The 26929-nt window shown below is 65.7% G+C and carries 26 protein-coding genes; 12 read left to right on the forward strand and 14 right to left on the reverse strand.

Annotated features, from left to right (window positions below; translation table 11 throughout):
- Window positions 1-5: 5 nt before the first annotated feature.
- The 3 genes from ACYX4S_RS19075 to ACYX4S_RS19085 all read right to left on the reverse strand — a co-directional run bounded on the left by ACYX4S_RS19075 (window position 6) and on the right by ACYX4S_RS19085 (window position 2299).
- Window positions 6-929 (reverse strand): polyprenyl synthetase family protein, encoded by a 924-nt coding sequence (locus ACYX4S_RS19075; RefSeq protein WP_476361337.1) that lies wholly within the window; start codon window positions 927-929, stop codon window positions 6-8.
- A gap of 171 nt (window positions 930-1100) precedes the next feature.
- Window positions 1101-1628, reverse strand: coding sequence for an alkylhydroperoxidase, AhpD family (gene ahpD, locus ACYX4S_RS19080; protein WP_476361338.1), 528 nt, complete (start codon window positions 1626-1628; stop codon window positions 1101-1103).
- 119 nt (window positions 1629-1747) lie between these two features.
- Window positions 1748-2299, reverse strand: coding sequence for a peroxiredoxin (locus ACYX4S_RS19085; protein ID WP_293720877.1), 552 nt, complete (start codon window positions 2297-2299; stop codon window positions 1748-1750).
- 241 nt (window positions 2300-2540) lie between these two features.
- Here ACYX4S_RS19085 and ACYX4S_RS19090 point away from each other — a divergent pair, with 241 nt between their 5' ends.
- The 3 genes from ACYX4S_RS19090 (at window position 2541) to rpmF (ending at window position 4568) form a co-directional block, all read left to right on the forward strand.
- Window positions 2541-3470 carry a hydrogen peroxide-inducible genes activator gene (locus ACYX4S_RS19090; RefSeq protein WP_476361339.1) on the forward strand — a complete coding sequence of 310 codons (930 nt, stop codon included), beginning with the start codon at window positions 2541-2543 and terminating at the stop codon, window positions 3468-3470.
- A gap of 90 nt (window positions 3471-3560) precedes the next feature.
- Window positions 3561-4232: a monofunctional biosynthetic peptidoglycan transglycosylase gene (gene mtgA / locus ACYX4S_RS19095; protein ID WP_293720834.1), complete on the forward strand. Its 672-nt coding sequence runs from the start codon at window positions 3561-3563 to the stop codon at window positions 4230-4232.
- A gap of 150 nt (window positions 4233-4382) precedes the next feature.
- Complete coding sequence (rpmF, locus tag ACYX4S_RS19100) at window positions 4383-4568, forward strand: 50S ribosomal protein L32 (protein ID WP_422067374.1); 186 nt, start codon at window positions 4383-4385, stop codon at window positions 4566-4568.
- 223 nt (window positions 4569-4791) lie between these two features.
- Here rpmF and phbB read toward each other — a convergent pair whose 3' ends face one another.
- Window positions 4792-5520 carry an acetoacetyl-CoA reductase gene (gene phbB, locus ACYX4S_RS19105; protein ID WP_293720836.1) on the reverse strand — a complete coding sequence of 243 codons (729 nt, stop codon included), beginning with the start codon at window positions 5518-5520 and terminating at the stop codon, window positions 4792-4794.
- A gap of 209 nt (window positions 5521-5729) precedes the next feature.
- Window positions 5730-6911: an acetyl-CoA C-acetyltransferase gene (locus ACYX4S_RS19110; protein WP_422067375.1), complete on the reverse strand. Its 1182-nt coding sequence runs from the start codon at window positions 6909-6911 to the stop codon at window positions 5730-5732.
- A 335-nt stretch (window positions 6912-7246) separates the two neighbouring features.
- On the opposite strand from ACYX4S_RS19110, the gene phaR reads away from it, so the two are divergent.
- Window positions 7247-7861, forward strand: a complete 615-nt coding sequence (gene phaR, locus ACYX4S_RS19115) for a polyhydroxyalkanoate synthesis repressor PhaR (protein ID WP_476361340.1) — start codon at window positions 7247-7249, stop codon at window positions 7859-7861.
- A 63-nt stretch (window positions 7862-7924) separates the two neighbouring features.
- Here the strand turns inward: phaR and ACYX4S_RS19120 are convergent, their stop codons facing one another.
- Window positions 7925-8359: a GlcG/HbpS family heme-binding protein gene (locus tag ACYX4S_RS19120; protein ID WP_293720839.1), complete on the reverse strand. Its 435-nt coding sequence runs from the start codon at window positions 8357-8359 to the stop codon at window positions 7925-7927.
- A 233-nt stretch (window positions 8360-8592) separates the two neighbouring features.
- Here ACYX4S_RS19120 and ggt point away from each other — a divergent pair, with 233 nt between their 5' ends.
- A complete protein-coding gene (gene ggt, locus ACYX4S_RS19125; protein ID WP_476362894.1) occupies window positions 8593-10134 on the forward strand; it encodes a gamma-glutamyltransferase in 1542 nt (513 codons plus the stop codon).
- A 106-nt stretch (window positions 10135-10240) separates the two neighbouring features.
- Here the strand turns inward: ggt and ACYX4S_RS19130 are convergent, their stop codons facing one another.
- The 5 genes from ACYX4S_RS19130 to ACYX4S_RS19150 all read right to left on the reverse strand — a co-directional run bounded on the left by ACYX4S_RS19130 (window position 10241) and on the right by ACYX4S_RS19150 (window position 14047).
- Window positions 10241-10597 carry a hypothetical protein gene (locus tag ACYX4S_RS19130; RefSeq protein ID WP_293720840.1) on the reverse strand — a complete coding sequence of 119 codons (357 nt, stop codon included), beginning with the start codon at window positions 10595-10597 and terminating at the stop codon, window positions 10241-10243.
- 132 nt (window positions 10598-10729) lie between these two features.
- A complete protein-coding gene (locus ACYX4S_RS19135) occupies window positions 10730-11158 on the reverse strand; it encodes a hypothetical protein (protein ID WP_422067377.1) in 429 nt (142 codons plus the stop codon).
- Window positions 11159-11381: 223 nt separating this feature from the next.
- The gene (locus ACYX4S_RS19140) at window positions 11382-12719 is read right to left on the reverse strand and encodes an ammonium transporter (protein WP_293720842.1); all 1338 of its coding nucleotides are present in this window, start codon (window positions 12717-12719) and stop codon (window positions 11382-11384) included.
- A 24-nt stretch (window positions 12720-12743) separates the two neighbouring features.
- Window positions 12744-13082 carry a P-II family nitrogen regulator gene (locus ACYX4S_RS19145; protein ID WP_293720843.1) on the reverse strand — a complete coding sequence of 113 codons (339 nt, stop codon included), beginning with the start codon at window positions 13080-13082 and terminating at the stop codon, window positions 12744-12746.
- Window positions 13083-13495: 413 nt separating this feature from the next.
- Window positions 13496-14047, reverse strand: a complete 552-nt coding sequence (locus ACYX4S_RS19150; RefSeq protein WP_476361341.1) for a DUF924 family protein — start codon at window positions 14045-14047, stop codon at window positions 13496-13498.
- A gap of 84 nt (window positions 14048-14131) precedes the next feature.
- Between ACYX4S_RS19150 and ACYX4S_RS19155 the strand changes: the two genes are divergently transcribed.
- Window positions 14132-14392, forward strand: coding sequence for a sulfurtransferase TusA family protein (locus tag ACYX4S_RS19155; protein ID WP_293720845.1), 261 nt, complete (start codon window positions 14132-14134; stop codon window positions 14390-14392).
- 12 nt (window positions 14393-14404) lie between these two features.
- Here ACYX4S_RS19155 and ACYX4S_RS19160 read toward each other — a convergent pair whose 3' ends face one another.
- A complete protein-coding gene (locus ACYX4S_RS19160) occupies window positions 14405-14710 on the reverse strand; it encodes a 4a-hydroxytetrahydrobiopterin dehydratase (RefSeq protein WP_476361342.1) in 306 nt (101 codons plus the stop codon).
- Window positions 14711-14827: 117 nt separating this feature from the next.
- On the opposite strand from ACYX4S_RS19160, the gene ACYX4S_RS19165 reads away from it, so the two are divergent.
- Both ACYX4S_RS19165 and ACYX4S_RS19170 read left to right on the forward strand, forming a co-directional pair.
- Window positions 14828-15289 (forward strand): low molecular weight protein-tyrosine-phosphatase, encoded by a 462-nt coding sequence (locus ACYX4S_RS19165; RefSeq protein ID WP_476361343.1) that lies wholly within the window; start codon window positions 14828-14830, stop codon window positions 15287-15289.
- A 123-nt stretch (window positions 15290-15412) separates the two neighbouring features.
- The gene (locus ACYX4S_RS19170; protein WP_476361344.1) at window positions 15413-15859 is read left to right on the forward strand and encodes a baeRF12 domain-containing protein; all 447 of its coding nucleotides are present in this window, start codon (window positions 15413-15415) and stop codon (window positions 15857-15859) included.
- A gap of 14 nt (window positions 15860-15873) precedes the next feature.
- Here ACYX4S_RS19170 and ACYX4S_RS19175 read toward each other — a convergent pair whose 3' ends face one another.
- Both ACYX4S_RS19175 and pyc read right to left on the reverse strand, forming a co-directional pair.
- Window positions 15874-17088 carry a winged helix-turn-helix domain-containing protein gene (locus ACYX4S_RS19175; protein ID WP_476361345.1) on the reverse strand — a complete coding sequence of 405 codons (1215 nt, stop codon included), beginning with the start codon at window positions 17086-17088 and terminating at the stop codon, window positions 15874-15876.
- Window positions 17089-17108: 20 nt separating this feature from the next.
- Window positions 17109-20579 carry a pyruvate carboxylase gene (gene pyc, locus ACYX4S_RS19180; protein WP_476361346.1) on the reverse strand — a complete coding sequence of 1157 codons (3471 nt, stop codon included), beginning with the start codon at window positions 20577-20579 and terminating at the stop codon, window positions 17109-17111.
- 843 nt (window positions 20580-21422) lie between these two features.
- Here pyc and ACYX4S_RS19185 point away from each other — a divergent pair.
- The 4 genes from ACYX4S_RS19185 (at window position 21423) to ACYX4S_RS19200 (ending at window position 26797) form a co-directional block, all read left to right on the forward strand.
- Complete coding sequence (locus ACYX4S_RS19185; protein WP_476361347.1) at window positions 21423-24599, forward strand: helicase-related protein; 3177 nt, start codon at window positions 21423-21425, stop codon at window positions 24597-24599.
- 87 nt (window positions 24600-24686) lie between these two features.
- Window positions 24687-25160: an RNA-binding S4 domain-containing protein gene (locus tag ACYX4S_RS19190; protein ID WP_476361348.1), complete on the forward strand. Its 474-nt coding sequence runs from the start codon at window positions 24687-24689 to the stop codon at window positions 25158-25160.
- A 322-nt stretch (window positions 25161-25482) separates the two neighbouring features.
- On the forward strand, window positions 25483-25821 hold the full coding sequence (gene fdxA, locus ACYX4S_RS19195) for a ferredoxin FdxA (protein ID WP_422067385.1): 339 nt from the start codon (window positions 25483-25485) through the stop codon (window positions 25819-25821).
- A gap of 391 nt (window positions 25822-26212) precedes the next feature.
- Window positions 26213-26797 (forward strand): CarD family transcriptional regulator, encoded by a 585-nt coding sequence (locus ACYX4S_RS19200; protein WP_293720853.1) that lies wholly within the window; start codon window positions 26213-26215, stop codon window positions 26795-26797.
- The last annotated feature ends 132 nt before the right edge of the window (window positions 26798-26929 follow it).

The raw sequence follows: 26929 nt of genomic DNA on the forward strand, positions 1-26929 counted from the left end.
CCTGACTAGCTGTCGCGGTCGGCCACGAAGCGGGCAAGCGCCACAAGTTCAAGCGACCTTTCCCCGAAAGGCGCGAGAAGGGCTTCAGCTTCCGCAACAAGTCCCTCGAGTTCGGCCCGTGTTTCTGCCGTGCCCTTGAGTGCGACGAGCGTCGCCTTGCCCGCATCCGCATCCTTGCCGGCGGCCTTGCCCAGGCGGGCGGCGTCGCCTTCCACGTCCAGAAGGTCGTCGGCAAGCTGGAAGGCAAGTCCGATGATCTCCCCGAAGCGTGTCATGCGTTCGAGGTCGGCTTCAGTCGCATCGGCAAGACGCGCGCCCGTGCGTGCCGCATAGCGGATCAGCGCGCCGGTTTTCATGGCCTGGAGAAGGCGGACCTCCTGCTCGCTGCGGTCGCGGTGCTCGGAGGCTAGATCCAGCATCTGGCCGCCCGCCATGCCGCCATGACCGGCGGCCCGGGCGAGTTCGCGCGATGCCTCAAGGCGCACGGAGGCGGACGCGTGCACGGCCGGATCCGCGATCAGGTCGAAGGCGAGCGTGAGCAGGGCGTCGCCGGCCAGGATGGCGGTCGCCTCGTCATAGGCCTTGTGCACGGTCGGGCGGCCGCGACGCATATCGTCGTCGTCCATGGCAGGCAGGTCGTCGTGCACCAGCGAATAGCAATGGATGCATTCCAGTGCCGCGCCGGCCAGGATCACTCCCTCGTCGTCACGGCCGAAAAGTCGTGCCGAGGCCAGGACGAGGCCCGGGCGAAGCCGCTTGCCGCCACCGAGCGCCGCATGGCGCATGGCCGCGACAAGGCGTTCCGGACGGGCGTGCTCGCCGGCAAGAGCTGACGTCGCAAGGGCATTGTCGAGTGCTGCCTCGACACGCCGGGCGCAACCGGCGAGCAGGCGGACGGGATCGCCGTCGGACGCATCCTGATGGGTCAAGCACTGCCTCCGCTTGCTGGTTTCCGCTGGCACGGTCCCGCCTGCGCGGGGCCCCTCCGTGCCGGAGCGAAAATGCTGCGGGCGGTACGATCGGAGACCGCACCGCCCGTGGTCATGTCTCGTAATCTCAGTGTCGCGAAACGCGCCAAAGGTCAACCGCGCCGGCGCGGCTCAGGCGGCGATCTCCGCCTCGAGCGCGACGGCGGCCGACTGGATGATGGCCGCGTAGCGGATCGCGGTCTGGATCTGCTCGCTCGACATGCCGGCTTTCCGCAGCACGTCCTCGTGGGCATCGATGCACATGCCGCACCCGTTGATGGCGGAGACCGCCAGCGACCAGAGCTCGAAGTCGGCCTTGTCGACGCCCGGTTTGCCGATGACGTTCATGCGCAGCTTTGCCGGCATCGTCTTGTAGGTCGCGTTCGAGGCGAGGTGTACGAAACGGTAGTAGACGTTGTTCTGCGCCATGATCGTGGCGGCGGCCTTTGCCGCGCCAAGCGCCTCGGCGGAAAGATGCGGCGCGGCCTCGTCCAGCAGTTCGGCGCGTACGGTCGGGTTGCGGCTGGCAATGCCGCAGGCGACCATGAGGCCGAATTTCTGCTGGTCGGTGAAGGTCTCGTCGCTGGCAAGCGAGGAGAGGTTGAGGCGCGTGTCCTTGGCGAAGTCCGGCAATGCGGCCTTCAGGGCGTCAATCGACATGATCGGTCTCCGTGGCGAACCCGGCTTTTGCGCGAGGCGCGTTTCGAGGGCATGAACGGGAAAACGGCGGAGCCAGGGCTCCGCCGTCCGTCTCGATGAAGGTCGTGAGGGCGAGGCCCTCAGGCGGCGAGCGTCTCGCCACCGACCTCGCGGTTGCACGGGCAGAGCTCGTCCGTCTGAAGCGCGTCGAGAACCCGCAGCGTGTCCTTCGGGTTGCGGCCGACGTTGAGGTTGGTCGCATAGACGTGCTGGATGGTGTTCTCGTTGTCGACGATGAACGTGTAGCGGTAGGCGACGCCGTCCGGCGAGCGCACGCCGAGGCCATCGACCAGCGAGCCGTTGGTGTCGGCGAACGACCAGATCGGAAGCTTGTTCAGGTCCGGATGGTCGCGGCGCCATGCGAGCTTGCAGAACTCGTTGTCGGTCGAACCACCGAGGACGACGCAGTCGCGATCCTCGAAGTCACCGGCAAGGCGGGCGAACTCGGCGATCTCGGTCGGGCACACGAAGGTAAAGTCCTTCGGGTAGAAGAAGATGACCTTCCACTTGCCCTCGAAGCTCTTCTCGGTGAGCGTCTCGAACGCGCTTTCGCCGTTCTCCTCGTGCTGGTTGAAGCCCGGCTTCACGCCGACGATCTCGAACTCGGGAAGCTTGTCGCCAATACCGATCATCATGATCTCCTGCTGTCTGGCCCGGCCGGAGGGAGGAGGCCGGTCGCCTGGAATACGGCTTGCACACGCTTGTTGTGCGGTGCAATGAGAGCGGGTATGCAAAGCTTGCGCGTATCGGTCAAACCGATAAATCCGATTGCAGAAATCGGTTTTTCCGAAGACGCGCTGGCCCTTCCGGTCCATGCCGACCTGCCCCAACGTTCTGAGTGCTTTTCGCCGGATGCTCCCCACCCTGAGGCAGATGCAGTATTTTGTCGCACTCGCCGAGCACCGCTCCTTCGGGCGTGCGGCGCGGGCGTGTCACGTGACCCAGTCGACGCTGTCTGGAGCGATTCGACAGTTCGAGGCGTGCCTGGGCGCGGAACTCGTCGACCGCTCCGGCAAGGTCCTGTCGCTGACCGAGGCGGGCGAGAGCGTGCTGGTCCGGGCAAGCGCGATCCTGCGCGAGACCGAGGACATGGCGGCACATGCGCGCATCGCGGCGGCGCCGCTGTCGGGCCGGTTGCGCCTCGGCGTCATTCCCTCGATTGCGCCCTTCCTGCTGCCGCAGGCCTTGCCCGCCCTGCGCGCCGCGCAGCCGCAACTGCGTCTCGTCCTTCGCGAGGAGCTGACACGGGTGTTGTTGCAGGACCTTCGAGACGGACGTCTTGACGTGGCGCTCATCGCGCTTCCGCACGACACGGGAGACTTCGCCTGCGAGGTGATCGGCGTCGATCCGCTGTTCGTCGCCGTCCCGCAGGGGCATCCTCTCGGGCAGGACGCGCGGGTCTCGCTTGCCCGCCTTCAGCGCGAGCCGCTCCTGCTTCTGGAGGATGGACATTGCCTGCGTGAACACGTCCTGATGGCTTTCGCGGGGAAAGCGCCGCGCGAAAGCGAGGATATTCGCGCTTCGTCGATGACGACACTGGTGCAGATGGTGGACAATGGCCTGGGCGTGACCCTGGTGCCGCGCATAGCCGTGGAGGCGGGGATCGCGCGCGGCACACGGCTTTCGATCGTGCCGATCGAGGAGGCCGGGGCACAGCGGGAACTTGCGATCGTATGGCGCAGGCGTTCCGCCCATGGCGCGGACGCGCGTGCGCTGGCGGCCGCCTTGCGCGGGTTTGTTACAAGCGGCGAGGAACCGGCCTCGGCCTGCGCCGTTGGGAAAGAACCGGTTGAAACGGGCTGAGAGCGGGGTGGGCGGGTGATTTTCCGGCGCAAACGCAGGGATGAAGCGGGCGAGACGGCTTCGCGTCGGCGGCCGATGCGCCGCAGGGGCATGCGGCTTGTGCTTCGCCTGTTCCTGCTGCTTCTCGCGCTGCCGCCGGTTCTGACGCTGCTCTATACCGTGGCCCCGCCCGTCAGCACGCTGATGCTGGCACGGGTGGTCCAGGGGCTTTGGGTCGACCGCACCTATGTCCCTCTTGAGGAAATCTCGCCGCATCTCGTGCGTTCGGTGATCGCCTCGGAGGATGCACGCTTCTGCCTGCATGGCGGCATCGACTGGGAGGCGCTCGACAGGCAGATCGATGCGCTGGGCGAGGGCGAGGATGTCCGTGGCGCCTCGACGATCACCATGCAGGTGGCCAAGAACCTGTTCCTGTGGAACGGAAGAAGCTATGTGCGAAAGGGCCTGGAGCTTCCGCTCGCGCTGATGCTCGACGCAATGCTGTCCAAGCGCAGGATCCTCGAGATCTATCTCAACATCGCCGAATGGGGCGAGGGGGTCTTTGGTGCGGAAGCGGCGGCGCAGGCCTGGTTCGGTCGTCCGGCGGCGGATCTCACGCGTGAGCAGGCCGCACGGCTCGCGACCGCCCTGCCGAACCCAATCGCGCGCAATCCGGCCCGTCCCAAACCGGGTCACGCGCGCCTCGCGCGGATCAATCGCGGGCGGGCGGCGGCGATTGATCCGCATCTGGAGTGTCTTCCCGGTTTTCCGGGGAGCAATTGACGCAGGCCGGGGCAAAAAAATAGCGCTTTCGGGCTGGCAAAAGCCCGCGAGTTTCGTTATAAGCCCGCCATTCCTGCACACCGCGTGGACCCACGCCCCGGGCTAACCCGGTCCGGGTTCGCGGGATATTGCACGACGGAGAGAAGAACAATGGCCGTTCCGAAGAGAAAAACCTCGCGCATGAAGCGCGGTCAGCGTCGCTCCGCCGACGCCTTGCGGCAGCCGTCCTATGTCGAGGACAAGGATTCCGGCGAGCTGCGCCGCCCGCATCATGTCGACCTGAAGACCGGTATGTACCGTGGTCGTCAGGTTCTGGCGCCGAAGGACGGCGTCTGATCCGACTTTCCGGCTGAGGCGGTGCAAGCCGCCGTCGATCCGGCAAGTACTTCACCCCGGCCATGCGGCCGGGGTTTGCGCGTTTGACAAAGGGATCGGCGTTGCGGCGCCGGTCCCTTTTTCATGCGCCGATCCCACGCATGAAAAGGCCCCCGCCACGGCTGTCGCGCGACGGGGGCCCTAGTGATCGCTCTGTGCCGGCAGCTCCTGCCGGATGGGCCGGTCAGCCGTTGGCGAAATACTGGCCGCCGTTGACGGTCATCACCGCGCCGGTCATGAAGGCGGCCTCCTTCGAGGCGAGATAGACGACGGCCGCCGCGATCTCCTCGGGCTTGCCGAGACGTCCGACCGGGATGCCCGAGATGATGCCCTCGAGCACCTTCTCCGGCACGGCTGCGACCATGTCGGTGTCAACATAGCCGGGGCAGATCGCGTTGACGGTGATGCCCTTGCGGGCCGTCTCGGAGGCCAGCGCCTTGGTGAAACCGATCACGCCGGCCTTCGCCGCGGAGTAGTTCGTCTGGCCGAGCTGGCCCTTCTGGCCGTTGATCGAGGAAATGTTGATGATGCGGCCGTGGTTGCGCTCGCGCATTCCGTCGATGACCGGACGGCTCATGGTGAACATGGAATCGAGGTTGGTGCGGATCACCGCCGACCACTGCTCGTAATCCATCTTGTGGAACCATCCGTCACGCGTGATGCCGGCATTGTTGACCAGCACCTCGACCGCACCGAGCTCCGAGGTCACCTGGGCCACGCCTTCCCGGCAGGCCTCGGCGTCGGAAACGTCCCACTTGTAGACATGAATGCCGGTTTCGGCCTTGAAGGCCTCGGCCTTTTCGGTGTTGCCCGCGTAGGTCGCCGCCACCGTGTAACCGGCCGCCTTCAGTGCCTTCGCGATCGCGGCGCCGATACCCCGCGTTCCTCCCGTCACGATTGCCACATTGCTCATGGACGTCCTCTCCTCATGCCGTTCAAGACAAGCGATTATGGTGATTGCCGGAAACTCAGACTTCACTCCTGGCTGCGGCCGTCATGGCACCCGCGTTCCGCGGACGCCATGATTCTTGTCAATTTCTGATTGTTTCTCGGTCGACCTGCGCGTCATGCGGTGTGTCGGGCCGACATTGCCTGACGGCGAACCGACCCGACACGGATTTCTCAGCGCTCGACGCAGAGCGCAACGCCCATGCCGCCGCCGATGCATAGCGTGGCGAGACCCTTCTTCGCGTCACGGCGGCCCATCTCGTGCAGCAGGGTGACGAGAACGCGCGCGCCCGACGCCCCGATCGGGTGGCCGATGGCGATGGCGCCGCCATTGACGTTCACGATGTCGGGGTTCCAGCCCATATCCTTGTTCACCGCGCAGGCCTGGGCGGCGAAGGCTTCGTTGGCTTCGACCAGATCGAGGTCCTCCGCCTTCCAGCCGGCCTTCTCCAGCGCCTTGCGTGAGGCGGGGATCGGGCCGGAGCCCATCACGGCCGGGTCGACGCCGGCGGTCGCCCAGGAGGCGATGCGGGCCAGCGGGGTCAGGCCGCGACGCTGGGCCTCGGCGGCGCTCATCACCACGAGCGCGGCGGCGCCGTCGTTGATGCCCGACGCGTTGCCCGCGGTCACGCTGCCGTCCTTGGCGAAGGCCGGGCGCAGCTTGGCCATTCCCTCGAGGGTGGCGCCGTGGCGAATGTACTCGTCATCCTCGATGACGCGCTCGCCCTTGCGTTCCTTGATGGTAACCGGCGTGATCTCGTCCTTGAAGCGGCCGGCTTTCTGGGCCGCTTCCGCCTTGTTCTGCGAGGCCACCGCGAAGGCGTCCTGATCGTCACGGGAGATCTGCCACTTCTCGGCGACGTTCTCGGCCGTCTGACCCATGTGGTAGCCGTTGAAGGCGTCCCACAGACCGTCCTTGATCATCGTGTCGATCATCTTGTAGTCGCCCATCTTGTAGCCGGCGCGCATGTGGGCGCAGTGCGGCGAGAGCGACATGTTTTCCTGACCGCCGGCAACGATGATCGAGGCGTCCCCGGCCAGGATCTGCTGCATGCCGATGGCGACGGTCCGAAGCCCCGAACCGCAGACCTGGTTGAGAACCCAGGCGGTTGCGCCCTGGTCGATGCCGGCCAGGATCGCCGCCTGGCGGGCCGGGTTCTGTCCCTGGCCGGCCGTGAGAACCTGGCCGAAAACGACCTCGTCCACTTCGTTCGCGGCGACGCCGGCACGCTCCATCGCCGCCTTGATGACGGTGGCGCCGAGTTCGTGTGCGGGGGTGTTGGCGAAGGATCCATTGAAGGATCCGACAGGGGTGCGCGTGGCGCTGACAATGACGACGTCGGTGTTTGCGCTCATGATGATGCCTCCGAAATCCGGACCTCCCGGGGAAGCGCGCCCCTCTCGTTTTGTCTTGCGCGCTTTGCGCCAACTAGAGCCGCCCGGACGGGTGTAGTCAACCGCAACTCCCCGTATCCATGCGGCAAGCCGGCGCCCGGCGCGATCATGAATTGGTCGTACTCCCAAAAGCGGGGGCGGGCGAGCGTCTTAGACAAAACGGTGGTGTCGGCGCCCGGAATTGGCTTATCGTGCGAAGCAGTTGGAGGGTGGACCCCGTCAGGAACAGGTCCGCCGAGGGGGAGGCGCCGGTGCGCGAAACGGACCGGCGCACAGCCGCGAGTCCGGAAGACAACATGGCCAAGACGACCGAGCCGACGATCATCAAGAAATACGCCAATCGACGCCTCTACAACACCGGCACGAGCACCTATGTGACGCTCGAGGACCTGGCGCAGATGGTGAAGGGAGAAGAGGATTTCGTGGTCTTCGACGCGAAGTCGGGAGAAGAGATCACCCGCTCCGTGCTGACCCAGATCATCTTCGAGCAGGAGAACAAGGGGCAGAATCTTCTGCCCATCACGTTCCTGCGCCAGCTTATTCGCTTCTATGGCGACAGCATGCAGAACGTCGTGCCGAGCTACCTCGACTTCTCGATGAGCTCGCTCACCAAGGACCAGGATCGCCTGCGCGAGCAGATGTCGGGGGCGTTCGGGTTCGATGCCCTTGAGGATCAGGTGAAGCGCAATGCGGAGATCTTCGACAGGGCGATGCGCATGTTCCTGCCGTTCGGGGGTGGCAAGACCGGCCAGCCCGGCGCGCAGGAGGGTCAGGGGCAGTCGTCACCGGCACAGGGCGGAAGCAACACCCCCGCCTCGCCGGCCGCGAGCGCCGAGGATCTCGACGACCTGAAGAAGCAGCTTTTCGAGATGCAGAAGCGGCTGGATTCGCTTTCGTCCGACAAGGAGTGACGCGCTGGCGTTCATTTTGAGGGACGCGGGCGGCACCAAAGGCGCCGCCCGGTGTGTTCCGTCTCAGCCGCCGTCGGCGACGAAGCCGGCCGCGGTGATGCCGGCGATCGCGCAGGCCTCGTCGTTGTCGGAGGTGTCGCCGGTGATGCCGACCGCACCGATGATCTCGCCACCTTCCCCGTCACGCACCAGAACGCCGCCTGCCACGGGAACGATGTTGCCGCCGGCCGCGCCGTTCAGCGCCTGGATGAAATGCGGACGGTTGCGGGCGTCATTGTCCAGCCAGCGCGACCCCTGGCCGACCGCAAGCGCGCCGAACGCCTTTCCGCTGGCGATCTGCGGACGCATGATTGAGCTTCCGTCCTGGCGCATCAGGGCGATGGTGTGGCCGCCCGCGTCGAGCACGACGACCGTGAGCGGCTTCAATCCGAGTTCCGCGCCCTTGGCGAACGCCTCCCCGATGATCTTTTCACAAAGCGAAAGAGTAAGTTTTCCCATTGGCGACAATCTCCGCTACCGTTCCGGTGTAATCTCGACCAATCGCTACCAGCCCGCCAGTTGACGACCAACGGACAAAACGAACAAGCACCCTTACTCTGCCGGCAAAAATGGCGGCGGACGTCGTCCTGCCCTAAGCCGGACGAGACGAGGCTCCAGAACAATCAGAGGACCCCATCGTGACACGCGATCTTCACCTTCCGGGCCGCTCGGCCGTCCATGCGCCGAACGCCATGGTCGCCACCTCGCATCCGCTTGCCAGTGCCGCCGCGCTCGAGGTGCTCCAGGACGGGGGCAACGCCGTGGATGCCGCGATTGCCGCAGCTGCTGTGCTCGCCGTGGTCGAGCCGCAGATGACCGGTATCGGCGGAGACGGTTTCGCGATCCTGGCAAAGCCAGACGGCCAGCTCAGCGGCTTCAACGGCTCGGGGCCGGCACCGCTCGCGGCAACGCCCGGTCGCCTCGCGGACCTCGGCGTCAGCGAAATCGACGACCGCGGTCCCCATTCGGTCACCGTTCCAGGTGTCGTTCGGCTCTGGGAGACGCTGGTCGAGGCTCACGGAAGCCGCCCGCTCGGTGCCCTTCTGACGCGCGCCGTCGGCTATGCGCGCAAGGGGTATGCGGTCGCGCCGCGAGTTGCCTTCGACTGGGCGCGCAATCGCGACAAGCTTGCCGCCGACCCCGGGGCGGCCGCCGCCTTTCTCGTGGACGGCAAGGCGCCCGAGGCCGGCGCCACCATGCGCAACCCGGCGCTTGCCGATACGCTGGAGCGCATCGCGAAGGAGGGTGCAAAGGGGTTCTACGAAGGCCCGGTTGCCGAGGATATCGTCGCCACGCTCGCCGCGAAGGGCGGGCTGATGACGCTCGAGGACCTCGCGGGCATGACGGTTCTCGACATGCCGCCGGTGCGCCATCCCTACCGGGATCTCGAGATGGTGGAGCTGCCGCCGAACGGCCAGGGCTTCATTGCTCTCGTGATGCTCGGCATTCTTGAGCGCTTTGACCTTTCCCGCCTCGATCCGCTCGGTCCGGAGCGGTTCCATCTGGAACTCGAGGCGGGGCGTCTCGCCTATTCGGTTCGTGATCTCTATCTCGCCGATCCGGCCTTCATGCCACACGGACCCGAGACCTTCCTGAGTGAAGGCTATCTCGACCGGCTGGCGGCGCGGATTTCTCCCGAGCGGCGAATGGACGACATTCCCCCGGCCCTGCTCGGGCCGGGTTCCGATACGGTGTATCTGTGCGTCGTCGACGAAACGGGGCTGGGCGTTTCGCTCATCAACTCGGTCTACAAGGGATTCGGGTCCGGTATCTGCGCGCCGAAGAGCGGCGTCCTGCTTCAGAACCGTGGCGCGTGCTTCCGTCTCGAACCGGGACATCCCAACTGCATTGATGGCGGCAAGCGGCCGCTTCATACGATCATCCCGGCGATGGCCCTGAAGAACGGCTTGCCGCATCTCGTTTTCGGCGTGATGGGCGGCGGTTACCAGCCCTGCGGCCATGCGCATGTGCTGACGAACATGGTCGACTTCGGCATGGACCCCCAGGTGGCCATCGACCAGCCCCGCATGTTCTTCAACGAAAAGACCCATGTGCTGCAGGCGGAGCGCGGCATTCCAGAGGCGACGCTTGCCGGACTGCGCGCGCGCGGCCACGAGATCACGATGGTCGAGGAGCCCATCGGCGGCGCACAGGCGATCCTCTTCGATCGGGAGCGGAACATGCTCGTCGGCGGGTCGGATCCGCGCAAGGACGGACTTGCGATCGGATACTGAGGACCGCGGTCTTCCGCCAGACATGCAAACGGCCGGTGCATTGCACCGGCCGTTTTCGTCGAGGACTGGCAATTGAGGTGGACTGGGAATCGAGGCGTGGGGCCCCTCAGCGGCTCACGCTGAGCACCCTGCCCTGCTGGGGCGTGCGCGGCTGGCGCTCGACCGTCCGGTAGGCGTTGACCGCCTCGGCCGGCTCGGCGCGGCGGCGCGCGCGCTGCTGGTGCATGTTGTCACGCAGCGCAACGAGTTGGGCGATCAGCCCGGCGTTGGGGCGATAGAGCCTGGCGAAGCGGTTGGTGTCGAGCTTCGCGACCGGTTCGACCGCGGTGACGACAAGCGCGTTCGACCGGGCCTCGGTCTGGGCCGCGCGCGCGCCTGCGCCTGTTGTCCCGGCCTGGGTTCGGGCGGCGTGTCCGGCACGCCCGCGTCCCGTGGCTGAACGATTTCCCGCGAATATTCTCATCAACGCTCTCCCGGCGTGTCGATTTGAGACACTGGCGGTATTGCCGGGAAATGTAGCGCAAGCGACGTGCCAGTCGATAACCCTTTGTTAACTTTTTCCCTAGGGGAATGCGTCGACCGGCTGTTTCGGCCTCTATCGGGAGCCGTCGTGGGGCGAGACACCAAAGTCGCGCCGGGCGCCCGTGATGGTGATCGAGAAGCCGGCGATGACGTCGACGAGCGAGATCGCCATCAGGGTGAAGAACACGGACGTCGCCGCCGCCCTTACGGTCAGGAATTCGACCAGATAGGCGATGAAGACCAGCGTCGAGAGAATGTGGTCGGTCAGCGCGGAGACACCCGTGCGCGTTGCCTTCAGCAGTTCGATGAAGAGCAGCACGAGGCCCGAGAGGATCATCAGGTCTCCGACGACAAGGGTGAAGCGCGCCCCCGAGACGAGTTCCATCGTCAGGATCGGGGCCTGCCAGGGATCGCCCCCGGTGTCGCCGAGCAGCGAGAACGCGAGCAGGTTGTAGACGAGAAGCGGGGCGACGGTCAGCGGGATGGAAACGAACACCGGCATTCCGGTTCTCCTCGTCGGTCGGTGCCCGCCGACTGCGTGTGGCGGGACGGGAATCGGCTCGGCGGCACAATGCGGGCTGCGCCAGGCCACGACAAGGGGGCAGAGGCCGGAGGCTCCGAAGGCGGGGCCTTGGGCCACGAAAAAGGGCCCGAAGCACGAAGCTCCGGGCCCGTGAGGTGCGGTCTTCTGGTGGAAGACCGTCTCGGGAGAAGTGTGGTCGGGATCAGACGCGCTGGCTGCCCTGACCGAACTCCGGGTAGGCCTCGACACCGACCTCGGCCTTGTCGAGACCCATGGCCTCTTCCTCGGCCGACACGCGGATGCCCATGGTGAGCTTCAGCACGTACCAGACGATGGCGCTGGTCACGACCGTGAAGACGCCGTAGGCGACCACGCCGATGAACTGGGTGCCGAAGGACGTGTCGGCATTGGAGACCGGGACGACGAGCGTGCCCCAGATGCCACACAGGAGGTGGACCGGGATCGCGCCGACCACGTCGTCGATCTTGAGCTTGTCGAGCAGCGGCACGGTGAAGACCACGATCGCGCCGCCGACGGCGCCGATGAGGATCGACAGGATCGGCGAGGGCATCAGCGGCTCGGCGGTGATGGCGACCAGGCCGGCCAGCGCGCCGTTGAGCGCCATGGTCACGTCGACCTTCTTGTAGAGCACCTGCGTCAGGATGATCGCGGCGACCACGCCACCGGCGGCGGCCAGGTTGGTGTTCGCGAAGATGCGCGAGATGTCGGACACGTCGGAGTTGGAGCCCATGGCGAGCTGCGAGGCGCCGTTGAAACCGAACCAGCCGAGCCACAGGATGAAGGTGCCCAGCGTCGCGAGCGGCATGGACGAACCCGGCATCGGGATCACGCGGCCCTCGGAATACTTGCCACGACGTGCGCCGAGGATGATGGCGCCGGTGAGCGCGGCCCAGCCGCCGACCGAGTGGACGAGCGTGGAGCCGGCGAAGTCGGAGAAGCCCATCTCGCTGAGCCAGCCCGCGCCCCACTGCCAGGAGCCGGCGATCGGGTAGATGAAGCCGGTCAGGACGACGGTGAAGATGAGGAAGGGCCACAGCTTGATGCGCTCGGCCAGCGTGCCGGAGACGATCGAGGCGGCGGTGGCGACGAACACCATCTGGAAGAACCAGTCGGAGGCGACCGAGTAGTCACCTTCGTTGGCGGTGCCCGCGGCCGGCCAGCCGTAGATGGCGAGCGTGCCCATGTAGCCGCCGTTCACGTCCGTGTACATCAGGCTGTAGCCGACGAGCAGGTACATGATGCCGGCGACCGAGTAGAGCGCGATGTTCTTCAGGCACTGCATGGAGACGTTCTTGGTGCGGACGAGACCGGCCTCGAGCATGGCGAAGCCGGCGGCCATCCACATGACCAGGAAGCCGCCCATCAGGAACAGCAGCGTGTTGAAGATGAAGGCCGTGTCGCTGGCGAGAGCGAACTGCGGTGCCTCCGCCGCCGGGGCGGCATCCTGTGCGAGCGCCGATCCGGTCGCTGCGAGAAGCGCAAGCGTAGCCAGTCCGGCCTTTTCAAAGCGAAGTTTCATCGGAGTATCCTTCGGTCGGATGGATCAGAGCGCGGCGGCGTCGGTTTCGCCGGTGCGGATGCGCTGAACCTGGTCGAGCGCGTAGACGAAGATCTTGCCGTCGCCGATCTGGCCGGTCTTGGCCGCTCCGGCGATCGCCTCGACGACCTTGTCGGCGAGGTCGGAGGCCACGGCGACCTCGATCTTCAGCTTGGGCAGGAAGCTCACGGCGTATTCCGTGCCGCGATAGATCTCGGTGTGGCCTTTCTGCCGGCCATACCCCTTCACTTCCGACACCGTAAGTCCCTGGACGCCGATGCTCGTGAGGGCGTCGCGCACCTCGTCGAGCTTGAACGGCTTTATGATGGCCATCACGATTTTCATGCTCGCTTCCGTTCCTTTCCCTGCTGCGCATTCCCCTAGGGACTGGTGCCCCCCTCGGGACAGTCGCTCCCATGAGGTGGAGTGCTTCGGACCCGGATCCCTTTCGGGCGCCATGGGTCCGTCAGACGCCACCCCCTTATCTTCAAGGAGCGTGCCAACTCGTGGTGCGGTGCGGGAAGATCTCGGGAGAAAACCTGTAAAATATAGTGATATCAATAAGTTGAATTGTCCCGCGAAGGGGCGTTCAGACCCTCGGGAGGATGGCTTTGGGGCTGTTGGGGACTCTGTTTGTTTGCCTAAATTATAGGCTTAATGCGGTTTTTGGATTGATTATTTCTTGTGCAATGCCGGACAGGCGGCTCCGGCGGGCCGCCTGTCCGGCATTGTCTCACGGTGCGTGGCGGGCGCGCATTTCAGGCGCCGAAACCGCCGTCGGACAGATAGGCCGCCTCGGCTGCGGTGGTCGCGCGCCCGAGTGCCTCGTTGCGGTGGGGAAAGCGGCCGAAGCGCCGGATCACGTCCAGGTGCAGCAAGGCGTAGAAATAGGTCTGTTGGTCGCCAAGGCGACGGAACAGGTCGACACTGCGCTCCTGGTCCGCGATGTCTTCCGAGTGCTCGAACGGCAGATAGAAGAACGTGCGGGCGTTGACGGGAAAAGCCCGGTCGAATCCGTTGTCGAGCGCGCGGGCCGCGATCTCGCGCGCCCGGCCGTCGGCTGCAAAGGCACGCTTGTCCCCGCGATAGAGGTTGCGCGGAAACTGGTCCAGCAGGATCAGAAGGGCGAGCGCGCCATGCGGCGTTTCTGCCCAGGCGTCGAGCTCTCCGGCCGCGGCCTGTTCCACCCTTTGCAGGAAGCGCCCGCGGATCTCCGCGTCGAAGGCGTCGTCCTTCGCGAACCATTTCGCCGGACCGGCAGTCCACCAGAAATCGAGGATGTCGGTTGCCTCGGGCTTGTCGTCGGTCATTGCGGGCCTATGCTCCTGTCAGGTGTCAAAGAGGGCTGAAAGCCTGCCGCATGGTGCGGCATCAGAGGGGATGCGAGTAGGGTCATGGCGGAATCGGATGCCTCGGGCGGAACGGACGGGATCGATCTCGAACTGGATCTGAAGGGCCTGAAGTGCCCGCTTCCGGTGCTCAAGACCCGTAAGGCCATGGGGAGGCTGTCTCCCGGTGCGCGGGTCAGGGTCACCTCCAGCGACCCGATGTCCGTGATCGACATTCCACACTACTGTCAGGAAGCCGGCCACCGCCTGATCGAGCGCGGTGGCGGAGACGACCTGCATGTTTTTCTCATCGAGCGCGGAGCCTGACCGTCCGCATTCTCAGGTGCCGGTGATCGCATCGATGGCCCGTGCCAGGCGTACGTCGCGTCGGGTCAGGCCGCCCGAATCGTGGCTTGTGAGCGTGATTTCCACCTTATTGTAGACATTGGACCAGTCCGGGTGATGGTCCATCTTTTCGGCGATCAACGCCACCTCGCTCATGAAGGCGAAGGCCTTGCGGAAGTCGGCGAAGGTGAAGCTGCGGGTGATCGCGGTTCCCGCCTTGTCGCGTGTCCAGCCGGACAATCCGCGGAGTGCGTCCTCGAGGGTCTCGGTCTGGTCATCCTTGCGCTGGGTCTGCGTCATGACGTGTCCCTTCCCTGTTGTGTACGTGATGTCGTCACCTGCTTGCGAAGATAGGCGTCAGCGGCGAAAACGCCAGGACCGGTCCTTGTGATCCTCGAAAGCCGCGTGGGAGGTTCGATGCGCTCCGTTCTCTTCGTCTGCCTTGGAAACATCTGCCGGTCGCCACTCGGCGAGGGAATCCTGCGCGATCGGGCGGGCAAGAAGGGTATGCCCGGCGATCTCGAGATCGATTCCGCCGGGACGGGGAACTGGCATGTGGGCAATCCGCCCGACCCGCGCTCGGTGGAAGTCGCAGCGCGGCACGGCATCGACATCAGCCCGCTCAGGGCGCGCCAGGTCCGACCCGCCGACTTCGAGCGCTTCGATCTCGTGCTTGCCATGGACGGCGACAATCTCGCCGAATTGCGCCGCCGTGCGGGCGCACGGGCGCCCGCGTTGGAGGCTTCGGGCCGGCTGCGGCGTTTTCTCGATCGCGATGTTCCCGACCCCTACTATGGCGGTCCGGGCGGGTTCGACGATGTTTTCGACATGTTGAGCCGGGGGGCGGAGCGGCTTCTGGACGAACTGGCCGCCCGATAGGAGCGCTTGCTTGCCGGACCAATGGTCGATTTGCCCGTGCAAAGCCACAATTCGACACCTACCTGAGAATTGTGGGCGGCGATGCCGTTCCATTCGAAGCCAAGCCGGAACAGGAGGATAACCATGACCGGTCTGCGTATCGAACACGATAGCTGGGTGCTTGTCGGAGACGGCGAGAAGGCTCTTTTCTTCCGCAACGAGGGCGATGCGGACTACCCGAACCTGCAGGTTCTGGAAGTGCTGGAGCAGGACAACCCCTCGACCACGGAACAGGGCACGGACGCACCGGGACGCAAGTCCGACGGCCCGGGATCCCACCGCAGTGCCATGGAGCCCACCGACTGGCACATGATCGAGAAGCACCGCTTCGCCAAGGATATCGCGGACCGGCTTTACGCGCTCGCGCACAAGGGCAAGTTCTCCAAGCTCGTGGTCGTCGCGCCCCCCGTGACGCTCGGCGATCTTCGCAAGGCCTTCCACAAGGAGGTGACGAGCCGCATCGTGGCGGAGGTCGACAAGACGCTTACCGGTCACCCGCCCGGCAAGATCGAGAAGGTGCTCTGCACCTGAAGCGGCGTCCGGCCTCAGGCCTGCACGGCTGGCGCGCGGCGCCAGCCGTCGGCGAAGCGGACCTGCTCCATTCCCGTGAAACGCGCCATGCGGGAAAGTTCGGCCTCAAGGCGTGCCAGCCGCCCGTCGCCAAGACGCACGCCCTTTTCCGGCCAGAAGGCCGTGACCTCCAGAATCCCCTCCGCGCGGCGGCAGATCATGTCGATGCGTCCGATCAGGCGATCCTTCTCCAGGAGCGGATAGACGTAGTAGCCGTAGGTCCGCTTCGGGGCGGGGACGAAGACCTCGATCCGGTAGGAAAAGCCGAACAGGCGCTCCGCGCGCTTGCGGTCGCGCAGCACCGGGTCGAACGGGCTTAGCGTGCGGACACGCGCCGGCGGTTCGGGGGCGTTTGCGATGATTGCCTCTATGTCGGGACGTGCATAGGCTGCGCGACGGCGCTCGCCGGGACCGTGGTCGATCTCCACCGCCAGGATCGAGCGTCCGCTCTCGCGTTCACACCACGCCTTTGCCTCGTCCGGCCGCACCAGATCGTAGAAGGCCGCGATCTCGCCGTGTGTGGCCGCTCCCAGCCGGTCCAGCGCGGAACGGCAGGACCAGTCGACGAAGTCCTCGTGACTCACCTCATCGTGGAAGTGTGTGTCAGGCACGACTCTTTCGGACAGGTCGTAGATCTTGGCGAAATTCTCGCGTGCGGTCACCGCGATCTCGCCGCATCGCCAGAGATATTCCAGTGCCGTCTTGCCCGGGTGCCAGTTCCACCAGCCTGGCTCCTTGCGTTCCCGATCCGAGTCGAAATCGCGGGCGCGTGAGGGTCCGTTCTCCCGGATGTGCGCGTGGACCTTGTCGATCTCCGCGTGAAAGTCGCCGCCATGCCAGTTCGTCCAGCGTGCCTTCAGCCGTTCGCGCTCCCGCGCGAAACGGTGGCGCCAGTAGGGCCAGGAGGAAACGGGAATGACCGACGCGTCGTGGGTCCAGTTCTCGAACAGCGCGCGGTCGCGCTCGAGCAGGCGTGTGAGCTGGTCTTCGCGGTAGGTCTGATTGCGCGAGAACAGGATCTGGTGGTGGGCGCGGGTGACGGTGTTGATGCTGTCGACCTGGACGAAGCCGAGACGGTCGATCAGGCCGGCCACCCCGGCCTGATCGATCCGCCGTCCGGGCGGATCGGTCAGGCCCTGAAGGTGCAGGAAGGCGCGGGCGAGGTCCTTTCCGTCCAGGATCAGCGTCACGTCGTCCTCCCTCCCCGGGGTCAGTCTCCGTTTGCCTCGAACGCGACGAGCAGATCCTTGGCATCGACCTGCTGGCCGGGTGTCACGAGCACCTCGGCGATCGTTCCGGCCCTGTCGGCGTGAAGCGCGGTTTCCATCTTCATCGCCTCGATGGAGACGAGCACGTCGCCGTTGGCGACCTGCTGGCCGGGTTTCACCGCCACGGTGGAGATAACACCCGGCATGGGTGCGCCCACATGGGCCGTGTTGCCCGGATCGACCTTGCGCCTTGCACCGGCTCCGGCCGAACCGTGGGCCCGGTCCGGCACCTTGATGATGCGCGGCTGGCCGTTCAGCTCGAAGAAGACCTTCTTCTCGCCGTTCTCGTCGGTCTCGCCGATGGCCTGGCAGCGAACCACGAGGGTCTTGCCCGGCTCCAGGTCGATGAGGCTCTCGTCGCCGACGCCCAGGCCGTAGAAATAGACGGGCGTGGGAAGGACGCTCACCGGGCCGTAGATCTCGCGCGCGGCGGCGAAGTCGGTGAAGACCTTCGGATACATCAGGTAGGAGGCGAGGTCCTGGTCCGAGAGGCTCTCGCCGGTCTTCTCTTCCGCTTCCTTGCGGCGGGCTTCGAGATCGTCATCCTCGAGAAGCGAGCCAGGGCGAACGGTGATCGGCGTGTCGCCCTTGAGAACGCGCTTCTGGATCTCTTCCGGCCAGCCACCGGGCGACTGTCCGAGATCGCCGCGCATCATCTGCACCACGCTGTCGGGGAAGGCCACGTCCTTGTCCGGCGACAGGACGTCGGCGACCGTCAGGCCCTGGCTCACCATCATGAGCGCCATGTCGCCGACGACCTTGGACGAGGGCGTGACCTTCACGATGTCGCCGAAGAGCATGTTGACGTCGTGATAGGCCTGGGCGACCTCGTGCCAGCGCATCTCCAGCCCCAGCGAGCGGGCCTGTTCCTTGAGGTTGGTGAACTGGCCGCCGGGCATCTCGTGCAGGTAGACCTCGGAGGCCGGCGCCTTGAGGTCGCTCTCGAAGGCACGGTACTGGTTGCGCACCGCTTCCCAGTAGAAGGAGATCTCGCGGATGGTCGCGCTGTCGAGGCCGGTGTCGCGCTCGTGGCCGGCAAGGCCCGCGACCAGCGAGCCGAGCGCCGGCTGGGAGGTCAGCCCCGAGAGCGCGTCCATGGCCGCATCGAAGGCGTCCGCTCCGGCGTCCACGGCCGCAAGGACCGTCGCCGCCGAAATCCCTGACGTGTCATGGGTGTGGAAGTGGATCGGCATGCCGACTTCCTGCCGCAGCGCGGTGAAGAGCGTCTTCGCCGCAGCGGGCTTCATCAGGCCGGCCATGTCCTTGACGCCCAGAATGTGACATCCGGCCTTTTCCAGTTCCTTCGCCAGGCGGACATAGTAGGCGAGATCGTACTTCGGCCTCGCGCTGTCGCCCAGGTCGCCGGTGTAGCAGATGACGCCCTCGCACAACTTGCCCGTCTCCTGGACCGCATCGAGCGAGACCCGCATGTTCTCCACCCAGTTGAGGCAGTCGAACACGCGGAACAGGTCGATGCCGCCCTCGGCGGCGCGATGCACGAAGTCGCGCACCACATTGTCGGGATAGTTGGCGTAGCCGACGCCGTTGGCGCCGCGCAGCAGCATCTGCAGCAGGATGTTGGGCGCGCGTTCGCGCACCAGCCGCAGGCGCTCCCAGGGATCTTCGGTGAGAAAGCGCATGGCGACGTCGAAGGTCGCTCCGCCCCAGCACTCCAGCGAGAAGAGCTGCGGCAGGCCGGTGGAGTAGGCCTCGGCGATGGCGGCGATGTCGAAGGTGCGCATCCGCGTCGCCAGCAGGGACTGGTGGGCGTCGCGCATGGTCGTGTCGGTGACGAGCGCGCGTTTCTCCTCCTTCATCCAGCGGGCGAAGCCGTCCGGCCCGAGCCGGTCGAGAAGCTGGCGCGTGCCCTCGGGTGCCGGACCGTCGTAGACCGGCGCGACGGGAGTCGGTGCATCGGCGGGCGGGCGTGGTCGGTCTCGGGTTTCGGGATGCCCGTTCACGGAAACATCCGCGATGTAGGTCAGCAGCTTGGTCGCCCGGTCGCGACGGGTCACCTGCTCGAAAAGCGCCGGTGTCTCGTCGATGAAGCGGGTGGTGTAGGAGTTGGCGCGGAAATCCGGGTGGCCGATCACGTTTTCCAGGAAGACGAGATTGGTGGCGACGCCGCGGATGCGGAATTCGCGCAGCGCGCGGTCCATGCGCTGGGCCGCCTCCTCGGCGGATGGCGCCCAGGCGGTCACCTTTTCCAGCAGCGGATCATAGTAGCGGGTGATCACGGCGCCGGAATAGGCCGTGCCGCCGTCAAGGCGGATGCCGAAGCCGGTCGCGCCACGATAGGCGGTGATGCGGCCGTAGTCGGGAATGAAGTTCTGCTCCGGGTCCTCGGTGGTGATGCGGCACTGGAGGGCGTGGCCGTTGAGGTGGATCTCGTCCTGGGGCGGAACGCCCGAGGCGGGATCGCCGATCATGGCGCCGGAGCTGATGCGGATCTGAGCCTTGACGATGTCGACGCCCGTCACCTCCTCGGTGACCGTGTGTTCGACCTGGACGCGCGGGTTGACCTCGATGAAATAGAAGGCTCCGGTATCGGAATCCATCAGGAATTCGACCGTGCCGGCGCCGCAATAATCGGCGGCTGCGCCGATCTTCAGGCCGTAGCCGGCAAGCTCGTGCCGCTGGGCGTCGTCCAGATAGGGGGCGGGTGCACGCTCGACCACCTTCTGGTGCCGGCGCTGGATGGAACAGTCGCGCTCGAACAGGTGAACCAGGTTGCCGTGACTGTCGCCCAGGATCTGCACCTCGACGTGACGGGCACGCTCGACGAGCTTTTCCAGATAGACCTCGTCCTTGCCGAACGCGGCGCGCGCCTCGCGCTTGGCCGCCTCGACGTCGCGGATGAGGGCCTCCTCGTCGCGGATGACCCGCATGCCGCGTCCGCCTCCGCCCCAGGAGGCCTTCAGCATGACCGGATAGCCGATTTCGGCGGCAAGGCGGCGCACCTCGTCCATGTCGTCGGGCAGCGGATCGGTCGCGGGCATGACCGGCACGCCGGCCGAAATGGCAAGATTGCGAGCGGCGACCTTGTTGCCGAGCTTGCGCATGGTCTCCGGCGACGGGCCGATGAAGATGATGCCGGCCTCGGCGCACGCCTCAGCAAACTCCGGGCTTTCCGACAGGAAGCCGTAGCCGGGATGGATGGCGTCGACGTTGGCCGCTTTCGCCACGCGCAGGATCTCGGGGATCGACAGGTAGGCCTCGATCGGGCCCATCGTTTCCGCAAGGTGCGGGCCCTTTCCGATCTGGTAGGCCTCGTCCGCCTTGAACCGGTGCAGGGCCAGTTTGTCCTGCTCGGCGAAAACGGCGACCGTCTTCATTCCCAGCTCGTTGGCCGCGCGGAAGATGCGGATCGCGATTTCCGAGCGGTTGGCGACGAGTATCTTGCGAATGGCCAAGTCTGCCCCTCCTGATTGACGGTGTTGAATGGTTTCTACAAGCCGTGGGCCTGCTTGGAAAGCGCGCGTGTTGCGGTGCATATAGGCGTCGCCTATGGCGGGCAGGGGCGCGGGAGGGCTGCGGTCGTGACATGCTCGTCGAGCAATGTCCCGTTTCGATACGATATGCTTAACGTCATGGGCGGCACTCCTTGCGGCGCGATCGGCGTGTTCACCACATCCGGTGTGTGCGTGCCCGGCGGTTACCGGATGTGGGTGGACCAAAACAGGAACATCATCAGGTCAGCGATTCGGACAGGCTTCGTTCCCGGTTTCGTCGAAACGTTTCGGATTTCCTGAAAATTTTCATGATCCGGTTTACGGTTTTTCAAGAAGCGGCGGATGGAAACGGAATCCCGCCCGAACCGAATCGTTGCGATGCAAACGCATGGTCTGATTCACGATTTTGCGGGCCTGATGCGCTGTATCGCAAGATCTTGTGGAGAACGAACCATGAATCCGATGAAGGAAGCGATTCGGTCCGGCTTTGTTCCGGACTCGTTCTGTTCATCGGCATAAATGTCGATATTCCTGCTCTCGACCGTCGGAGAATCCGGGGCGCTCCCAACGCTTCGGGCGCCTGCGGACGGCGAAAAGGTGAGGACAGCCGCGCGCGGACTATGCTACCAGACGAAACACGGTCGCCCGGCTTTTTGCCATTGTCGGACGATCATCGTGTGTCTCGTGGTCCCGCGACGGGGAGGACCGGTAACGGGCGCACGAATTCATCGGGTCGTGCGCGGGCGTCGTCCCGGCCGGCCCCGACCGCCGTTGCCAGAAGGCCGCCTCGCGTCGTCGCACGATATGGTTCAATCCGCATTCTTGCAGTCCCCCAGGGCGCAGCTTCCTGCGAGCGTGCGCGCACGTACCGTGACCGCGGTGCTGGGGCCGACCAATACGGGCAAGACCCACCTTGCCATCGAGCGCATGATCGCGCGTGGTTCCGGCGTGATCGGACTGCCGCTGCGGCTTCTTGCGCGCGAGGTCTACGGACGCATCGTCTCGCGGGTGGGCGAGAGCCGCGTCGCGCTGGTGACGGGCGAGGAAAAGATCGTGCCGAAGGAGGCGACGTTCTGGGTCGCCACCGTCGAGGCGATGCCGCTCGACCTGTCGGTCGATTTCGTCGCCATCGACGAGGTGCAGCTCGCCTCCGATCTCGAGCGCGGCCATGTGTTCACCGACCGCCTGCTCAACATGCGTGGGCGCGAGGAAACTCTCCTGCTCGGCGCGGCGACCGCGCGCCCCCTGCTTGAACGGCTGATACCCGGCATCAACGTGGTGACCCGGCCGCGCATGTCGATCCTGGCCTACTCAGGGCAGAAGAAGATCACGCGCCTGCCGCCGCGTTCCGCGGTCGTCGCCTTTTCCTCATCCGAGGTCTATGCGATCGCGGAACTGATCCGCCGCCAGCACGGTGGCGCGGCGGTGGTGCTCGGCTCGCTCAGCCCGCGCACCCGCAATGCCCAGGTCGAGCTCTTCCAGAACGGCGACGTCCAGCACCTGATTGCGACCGACGCCATCGGCATGGGCCTCAATCTCGACGTCGATCACATTGCCTTCGCGGGCATCCGAAAGTTCGACGGATACCAGTACCGGATGCTGACGCCGTCCGAGATCGGCCAGATCGGCGGGCGTGCGGGCCGACACACGCGTGACGGAACCTTCGGGGTGACCGGCCGGGTCGATCCCTTCGACGACGAACTCGTCGAGGCGCTGGAAAGCCACCGCTTCGACGCACTCAAGGTTTTCCAGTGGCGCAACCGGGCACTTGATTTTTCCTCAATCGAAAGCCTGCGCCATTCGCTCGACGAAGCGCCGCGCGAGCAGGGACTTACCCGCGCGCCGCCCTCGGCGGACGAGACCGCCTTCGATCATGCGGTGCGAGACGAGTCGATCCGCCGGGTGGCTTCGTCGGCGGATCGGGTGGAACTGCTTTGGGATGTCTGCCAGGTCCCCGATTACCGCAAGATCGCGCCGGCGAACCATGCCGATCTCGTGGCCGGGATCTATGGCTACATGACCCGGGATGGGGCCATCCCGGACGACTGGTTCGCGCGTCAGGTCGCCTTTGCCGACAAGGTCAACGGCGACATCGACACCCTCGCGAACCGCATTGCACACATCCGCACGTGGACCTTTGTCGCCAACAGGGCGGACTGGCTTGCCGATCCTGCCCATTGGCAAGGGGTCACGCGCGGCGTAGAAGACCGTTTATCGGACGCTTTGCACGACAGGCTCACGCAGCGCTTTGTCGACAGGCGGACCAGCGTATTGATGCGACGGCTGAGAGAGAACGCCATGCTTGAAGCGGAAATCACCACGGCAGGGGACGTGCTTGTCGAGGGGCAGCATGTCGGAAAGCTGCAAGGCTTCCGCTTCGCGCCGGACCCGGCTGCCGACGGCAGCGACGGAAAAGCGCTGCGGGCAGTGGCCCAGAAGGCGCTCGCAAGCGAGCTGTCGGCACGCGCCGACCGTTTGTCGCGCGCCGCGAATGAGGCGTTCGCGCTGTCGTCCGACGGGTCGCTGCGCTGGCAGGGCGAGGTCGTTGGCCGCCTTATTCCGGGTGAAAGCGAACTGGCCCCGGCGCTGATGTTTCTCGCCGACGACACGCTCGAGACGGCGGATCGCGAAAAGGCGGAGGCCCGGCTGCAGCTCTGGCTCAAGGCCCATATCGATACGCTCGTGAAGCCGCTGCGGGATCTCGAGGAGGGCGAGGGCCTTGAAGGGCTTGCCCGCGGTGTTGCCTTCCGGCTGGTCGAATCACTCGGCATTCTGGAGCGCTCGGAGATTTCCGAGGACGTGCGTCAGCTCGACCAGACCATGCGCGCCGGCCTTCGCAAGCTCGGGGTTCGCTTCGGGGCCTATCATATCTTCGTGCCGGCGCTCCTGAAGCCGGCGCCAAGCCGTCTGATCGCGCAGCTCTGGGCGCTCAAGAACGGCTCGCCCGACATGCCGGGGCTTGACGAACTGCCGCAGCTTTCGGCCTCCGGTCGCACCTCGATTGCCGTTGATCCGGAGATTTCGCCCGCGCTCTACAAGGTGGTGGGCTTCCGGGTATGCGGCCCGCGCGCCGTCCGCATCGATATCCTCGAGCGTCTTGCCGACCTGATCCGGCCGCTTCTGGCGTGGAAGCCGCTCGACCCCGCCGTGTCGCCGCCGGAAGGGGCGATCGCGGAAGGTGGCGGGTTCACCGTGACGGTGGCCATGACGTCCCTGCTCGGTTGCGCCGGCGAGGACTTTTCCGCCGTTCTGAAATCCCTCGGTTACCGGTCGGAAACGCGGGAGATCCAGCGCCCGGTTGTTGCCGCTCCGGCGGAGGCGGCCGGCGCCGAAGTGCCCAAGCCGGCAGCCGATGACGGCAGCGACCCGGCTCCTGCCGTGACCGCAAGCGAGGGTCCCGCCGAAACGCCGGGCGCAGCCGACGACGCGTCGACGGTCGAGGTTGCCGCGCAGCCTGCGGCCGCGAGCGCGCCAATGGGCGAGAGCGGGGACTCCGCTGCCGTCGACCCCTCTCCCTCGACCGTGAGCGAGGTGGATCCCGCTGTTTCGGTTTCGGCGGATGGTGTCGCCGGGGAAGCCGGAGAGACGCCCGTGCTGCCGCTTGGCCAGCCCGAACTTGAAACGGTCACGATCGAGATCTGGCGGCCCGGTCGCCGGGACCGTCGTCCGCGTGACGGCGCGGGCGCGCGTCGCGGCTATCAGGGCCGTGGCGGCGAGGGACAGGGCGAGGGCGGTCGTCGCGATGGCGGCAAGCCGCGCGGCAAGCCCAGGACCGTGAACCAGTTCGGTTCCGACAAGGGTGGACGTCCCGCGCGCAGCGGTGACGGTGCGGGCCGGGGCGGCCCGCGTCCCGATGGCGGCAAGCCGCGCGGCGGAAAACCCGGCGGTCGCAACGACCGTCCGGCGACCATCGATCCGGATTCGCCCTTTGCGAAGCTGGCGGCTCTCAAGGCCGATCTGGAGAAGAAGCCGAAATCCTGATCCGCGCCGCCCGGTGACCTGTGACGTGACCCGGGCCATGATGCCTTGGAGCGAGCGGGCGACGCGCCGGGACGGGAGGAGCGAGGAGTGGGATCTTCCACCGAGACGGGCGGTGGCGCTTCGGCGCCGGCGCAAAGGGTCGACAAGTGGCTGTGGTTCGCGCGGGTGGTCAAGTCGCGCAGCCTGGCCCAGAAGCTTGTGGCCGGCGGGCATGTGCGCATCAATCGCGACAAGACGACGACGCCGTCGAAGACGGTGCGCGCGGGAGACGTTCTGACCGTCGCCGTTGCCGAGCGCATTCTCGTGATGAAGGTGCTTCTGCCGGGCACCCGGCGCGGCCCGGCGCCCGAGGCCCGAACACTCTACGAACTGATCTCTCCCTTGCCAGCCGGTGCGGCCGGTGCCCCTGGCGGCGCCGACGAGGGGAGTGTCAAGGACGATGGCTCCGGACGCCCGCTCGCTGCACAGGGGCGGGATCCGGCGCGCCGTGAGCGGGGAAGCGGACGTCCGACGAAACGGGATCGCCGGGCAACCGACAGGCTGCGTGGCGACTGGTCGTGAGCGGGGCAGGTCCGCTGCGGCAATCGGTCCCGCGTTCGGGAAAACCGTCCGCGCGTTTCATCGAAACGATGGCGGCTTAAGAGGTTGTCCGGGGCAACTTCGCAAAATCGTTCTCTTTCGCCACTGACCGGCAACATATTCCGAACTTGAAGCCTTTCGGCAAACCCGATACGCAGATTGCCTGAAACGATGGCGCGCGAAGCCGTGCCGTTTTTGCCTTGTGGCCCCCGGAGGGGAGAGACGGGGCGCTGCGAGGCGCGGGATCAGGCGAGGCCGCCCAAGGGGAGGCAACCGCGCGGGCCTGCGCCGCAAGAGGACAACGATGACCTATATCGTCACGGACAACTGCATCAAGTGCAAGTACACCGACTGTGTCGAGGTTTGCCCGGTCGACTGTTTCTACGAGGGCGAGAACATGCTCGTCATCAATCCGGACGAGTGCATCGACTGCGGCGTCTGCGAACCGGAATGCCCTGCGGATGCGATCCGGCCGGACACGGAGCCCGGGCTGGAGAAGTGGCTCGAGGTCAACACAGAGTATTCGACCAAGTGGCCGAACATCACGGTCAAGAAGGACCAGTTGCCCGAGGCCGAGGAATTCGACGGCAAGACCGGCAAGTACGAGGCGTATTTCTCGGCGGAACCGGGTTCCGGGGACTGACCTCGCGGGCCGCGGGCACAGGTCCCGCGAAGCGTCGGACAGGCAAGTGAAATTTCATTGCCGGACCGCCTTCCGTGCGGGCCGGCAATGCTCGCATGTCGCAGTATTTTGATTTTTGAAGTTTTTGTGGTAGTCTACTTCCCTCAGTTACCGATGGTCCGGTCTCGCCCTCCCGACGGAGGTTTTTTTATGGTTGCGGCCCAGTCTCCGCACGACTGCCCGTGGCATCTCGCCTTTTCGACTGGAGTTTCATGTTCGGATAACTGATCAGCGAATAACGTACGGCAATGGACCCGGATCGGGCGGGTGCGTCGGCGTGCGTTTCTCCGTGGACGGGCGGATCTCCGCCCCAGGCCCGCAGGGGGCCGAAATGCAGGAGTTGCATAGGCGTATGGCAACAACGATGAAGAAGACTTCGCAGCGACAGGGGTTCAAGACGGGCGAGTTCATCGTCTATCCCGCTCATGGCGTCGGCCAGATCACGGCCATCGAGGAGCAGAACGTCGCAGGCTATGCACTCGAGCTTCTTGTAATCAACTTCGAGCAGGACAAGATGACGCTCCGCGTCCCCGTGGCCAAGATCGCGTCCGTGGGCATGCGCAAGCTCGCCGATCCGGCCGCCGTGAAGAAGGCTCTGGAGACCGTGCGCGGGCGTCCGCGCGTGAAGCGCACGATGTGGAGCCGCCGCGCCCAGGAGTATGAGGCGAAGATCAACTCCGGCGATCTGATCTCGATCTCCGAAGTCGTTCGCGACCTTTTCCGCTCCGACACGCAGCCCGAGCAGTCCTATTCCGAGCGTCAGCTCTATGAGGCGGCGCTTGACCGCATGTCCCGCGAGATCGCGGCTGTCCAGAAGTGCTCGGACACCGAGGCGATCCGTCAGATCGAGCAAAACCTGGCCAAGTCGGCCGGCCGCAAGCCCGCCGCGGCGCCCGGCGAGGATGACGGCGAGACGGAGCAGACCGAGGCGGCGTGATTGCTGCTTCGGCGTTTCGATCCTGAACAATGGAAAGCCCGGCCTCGTGCCGGGCTTTCTTGTTTTCGGACGCTCATGGCAATGGTTATCAGAAAATCTGATTGACCATGATCGCAAGTCCTATTGGTGCTG

The organism is Stappia sp. ABD4_338, from assembly GCF_056312175.1.

Coding starts and splice junctions, on each gene's coding strand:
- ahpD (WP_476361338.1), bottom strand. CDS start 1,628: ATGTCGATTGACGCCCTGAAGGCCGCATTGCCGGACTTCGCCAAGGAC.
- ACYX4S_RS19085 (WP_293720877.1), bottom strand. CDS start 2,299: ATGATCGGTATTGGCGACAAGCTTCCCGAGTTCGAGATCGTCGGCGTG.
- ACYX4S_RS19090 (WP_476361339.1), top strand. CDS start 2,541: ATGCAGTATTTTGTCGCACTCGCCGAGCACCGCTCCTTCGGGCGTGCG.
- mtgA (WP_293720834.1), top strand. CDS start 3,561: ATGCGGCTTGTGCTTCGCCTGTTCCTGCTGCTTCTCGCGCTGCCGCCG.
- rpmF (WP_422067374.1), top strand. CDS start 4,383: ATGGCCGTTCCGAAGAGAAAAACCTCGCGCATGAAGCGCGGTCAGCGT.
- phbB (WP_293720836.1), bottom strand. CDS start 5,520: ATGAGCAATGTGGCAATCGTGACGGGAGGAACGCGGGGTATCGGCGCC.
- ACYX4S_RS19110 (WP_422067375.1), bottom strand. CDS start 6,911: ATGAGCGCAAACACCGACGTCGTCATTGTCAGCGCCACGCGCACCCCT.
- phaR (WP_476361340.1), top strand. CDS start 7,247: ATGGCCAAGACGACCGAGCCGACGATCATCAAGAAATACGCCAATCGA.
- ACYX4S_RS19120 (WP_293720839.1), bottom strand. CDS start 8,359: ATGGGAAAACTTACTCTTTCGCTTTGTGAAAAGATCATCGGGGAGGCG.
- ggt (WP_476362894.1), top strand. CDS start 8,593: ATGGTCGCCACCTCGCATCCGCTTGCCAGTGCCGCCGCGCTCGAGGTG.
- ACYX4S_RS19130 (WP_293720840.1), bottom strand. CDS start 10,597: ATGAGAATATTCGCGGGAAATCGTTCAGCCACGGGACGCGGGCGTGCC.
- ACYX4S_RS19135 (WP_422067377.1), bottom strand. CDS start 11,158: ATGCCGGTGTTCGTTTCCATCCCGCTGACCGTCGCCCCGCTTCTCGTC.
- ACYX4S_RS19140 (WP_293720842.1), bottom strand. CDS start 12,719: ATGAAACTTCGCTTTGAAAAGGCCGGACTGGCTACGCTTGCGCTTCTC.
- ACYX4S_RS19145 (WP_293720843.1), bottom strand. CDS start 13,082: ATGAAAATCGTGATGGCCATCATAAAGCCGTTCAAGCTCGACGAGGTG.
- ACYX4S_RS19150 (WP_476361341.1), bottom strand. CDS start 14,047: ATGACCGACGACAAGCCCGAGGCAACCGACATCCTCGATTTCTGGTGG.
- ACYX4S_RS19155 (WP_293720845.1), top strand. CDS start 14,132: ATGGCGGAATCGGATGCCTCGGGCGGAACGGACGGGATCGATCTCGAA.
- ACYX4S_RS19160 (WP_476361342.1), bottom strand. CDS start 14,710: ATGACGCAGACCCAGCGCAAGGATGACCAGACCGAGACCCTCGAGGAC.
- ACYX4S_RS19165 (WP_476361343.1), top strand. CDS start 14,828: ATGCGCTCCGTTCTCTTCGTCTGCCTTGGAAACATCTGCCGGTCGCCA.
- ACYX4S_RS19170 (WP_476361344.1), top strand. CDS start 15,413: ATGACCGGTCTGCGTATCGAACACGATAGCTGGGTGCTTGTCGGAGAC.
- ACYX4S_RS19185 (WP_476361347.1), top strand. CDS start 21,423: ATGGTTCAATCCGCATTCTTGCAGTCCCCCAGGGCGCAGCTTCCTGCG.
- fdxA (WP_422067385.1), top strand. CDS start 25,483: ATGACCTATATCGTCACGGACAACTGCATCAAGTGCAAGTACACCGAC.
- ACYX4S_RS19200 (WP_293720853.1), top strand. CDS start 26,213: ATGGCAACAACGATGAAGAAGACTTCGCAGCGACAGGGGTTCAAGACG.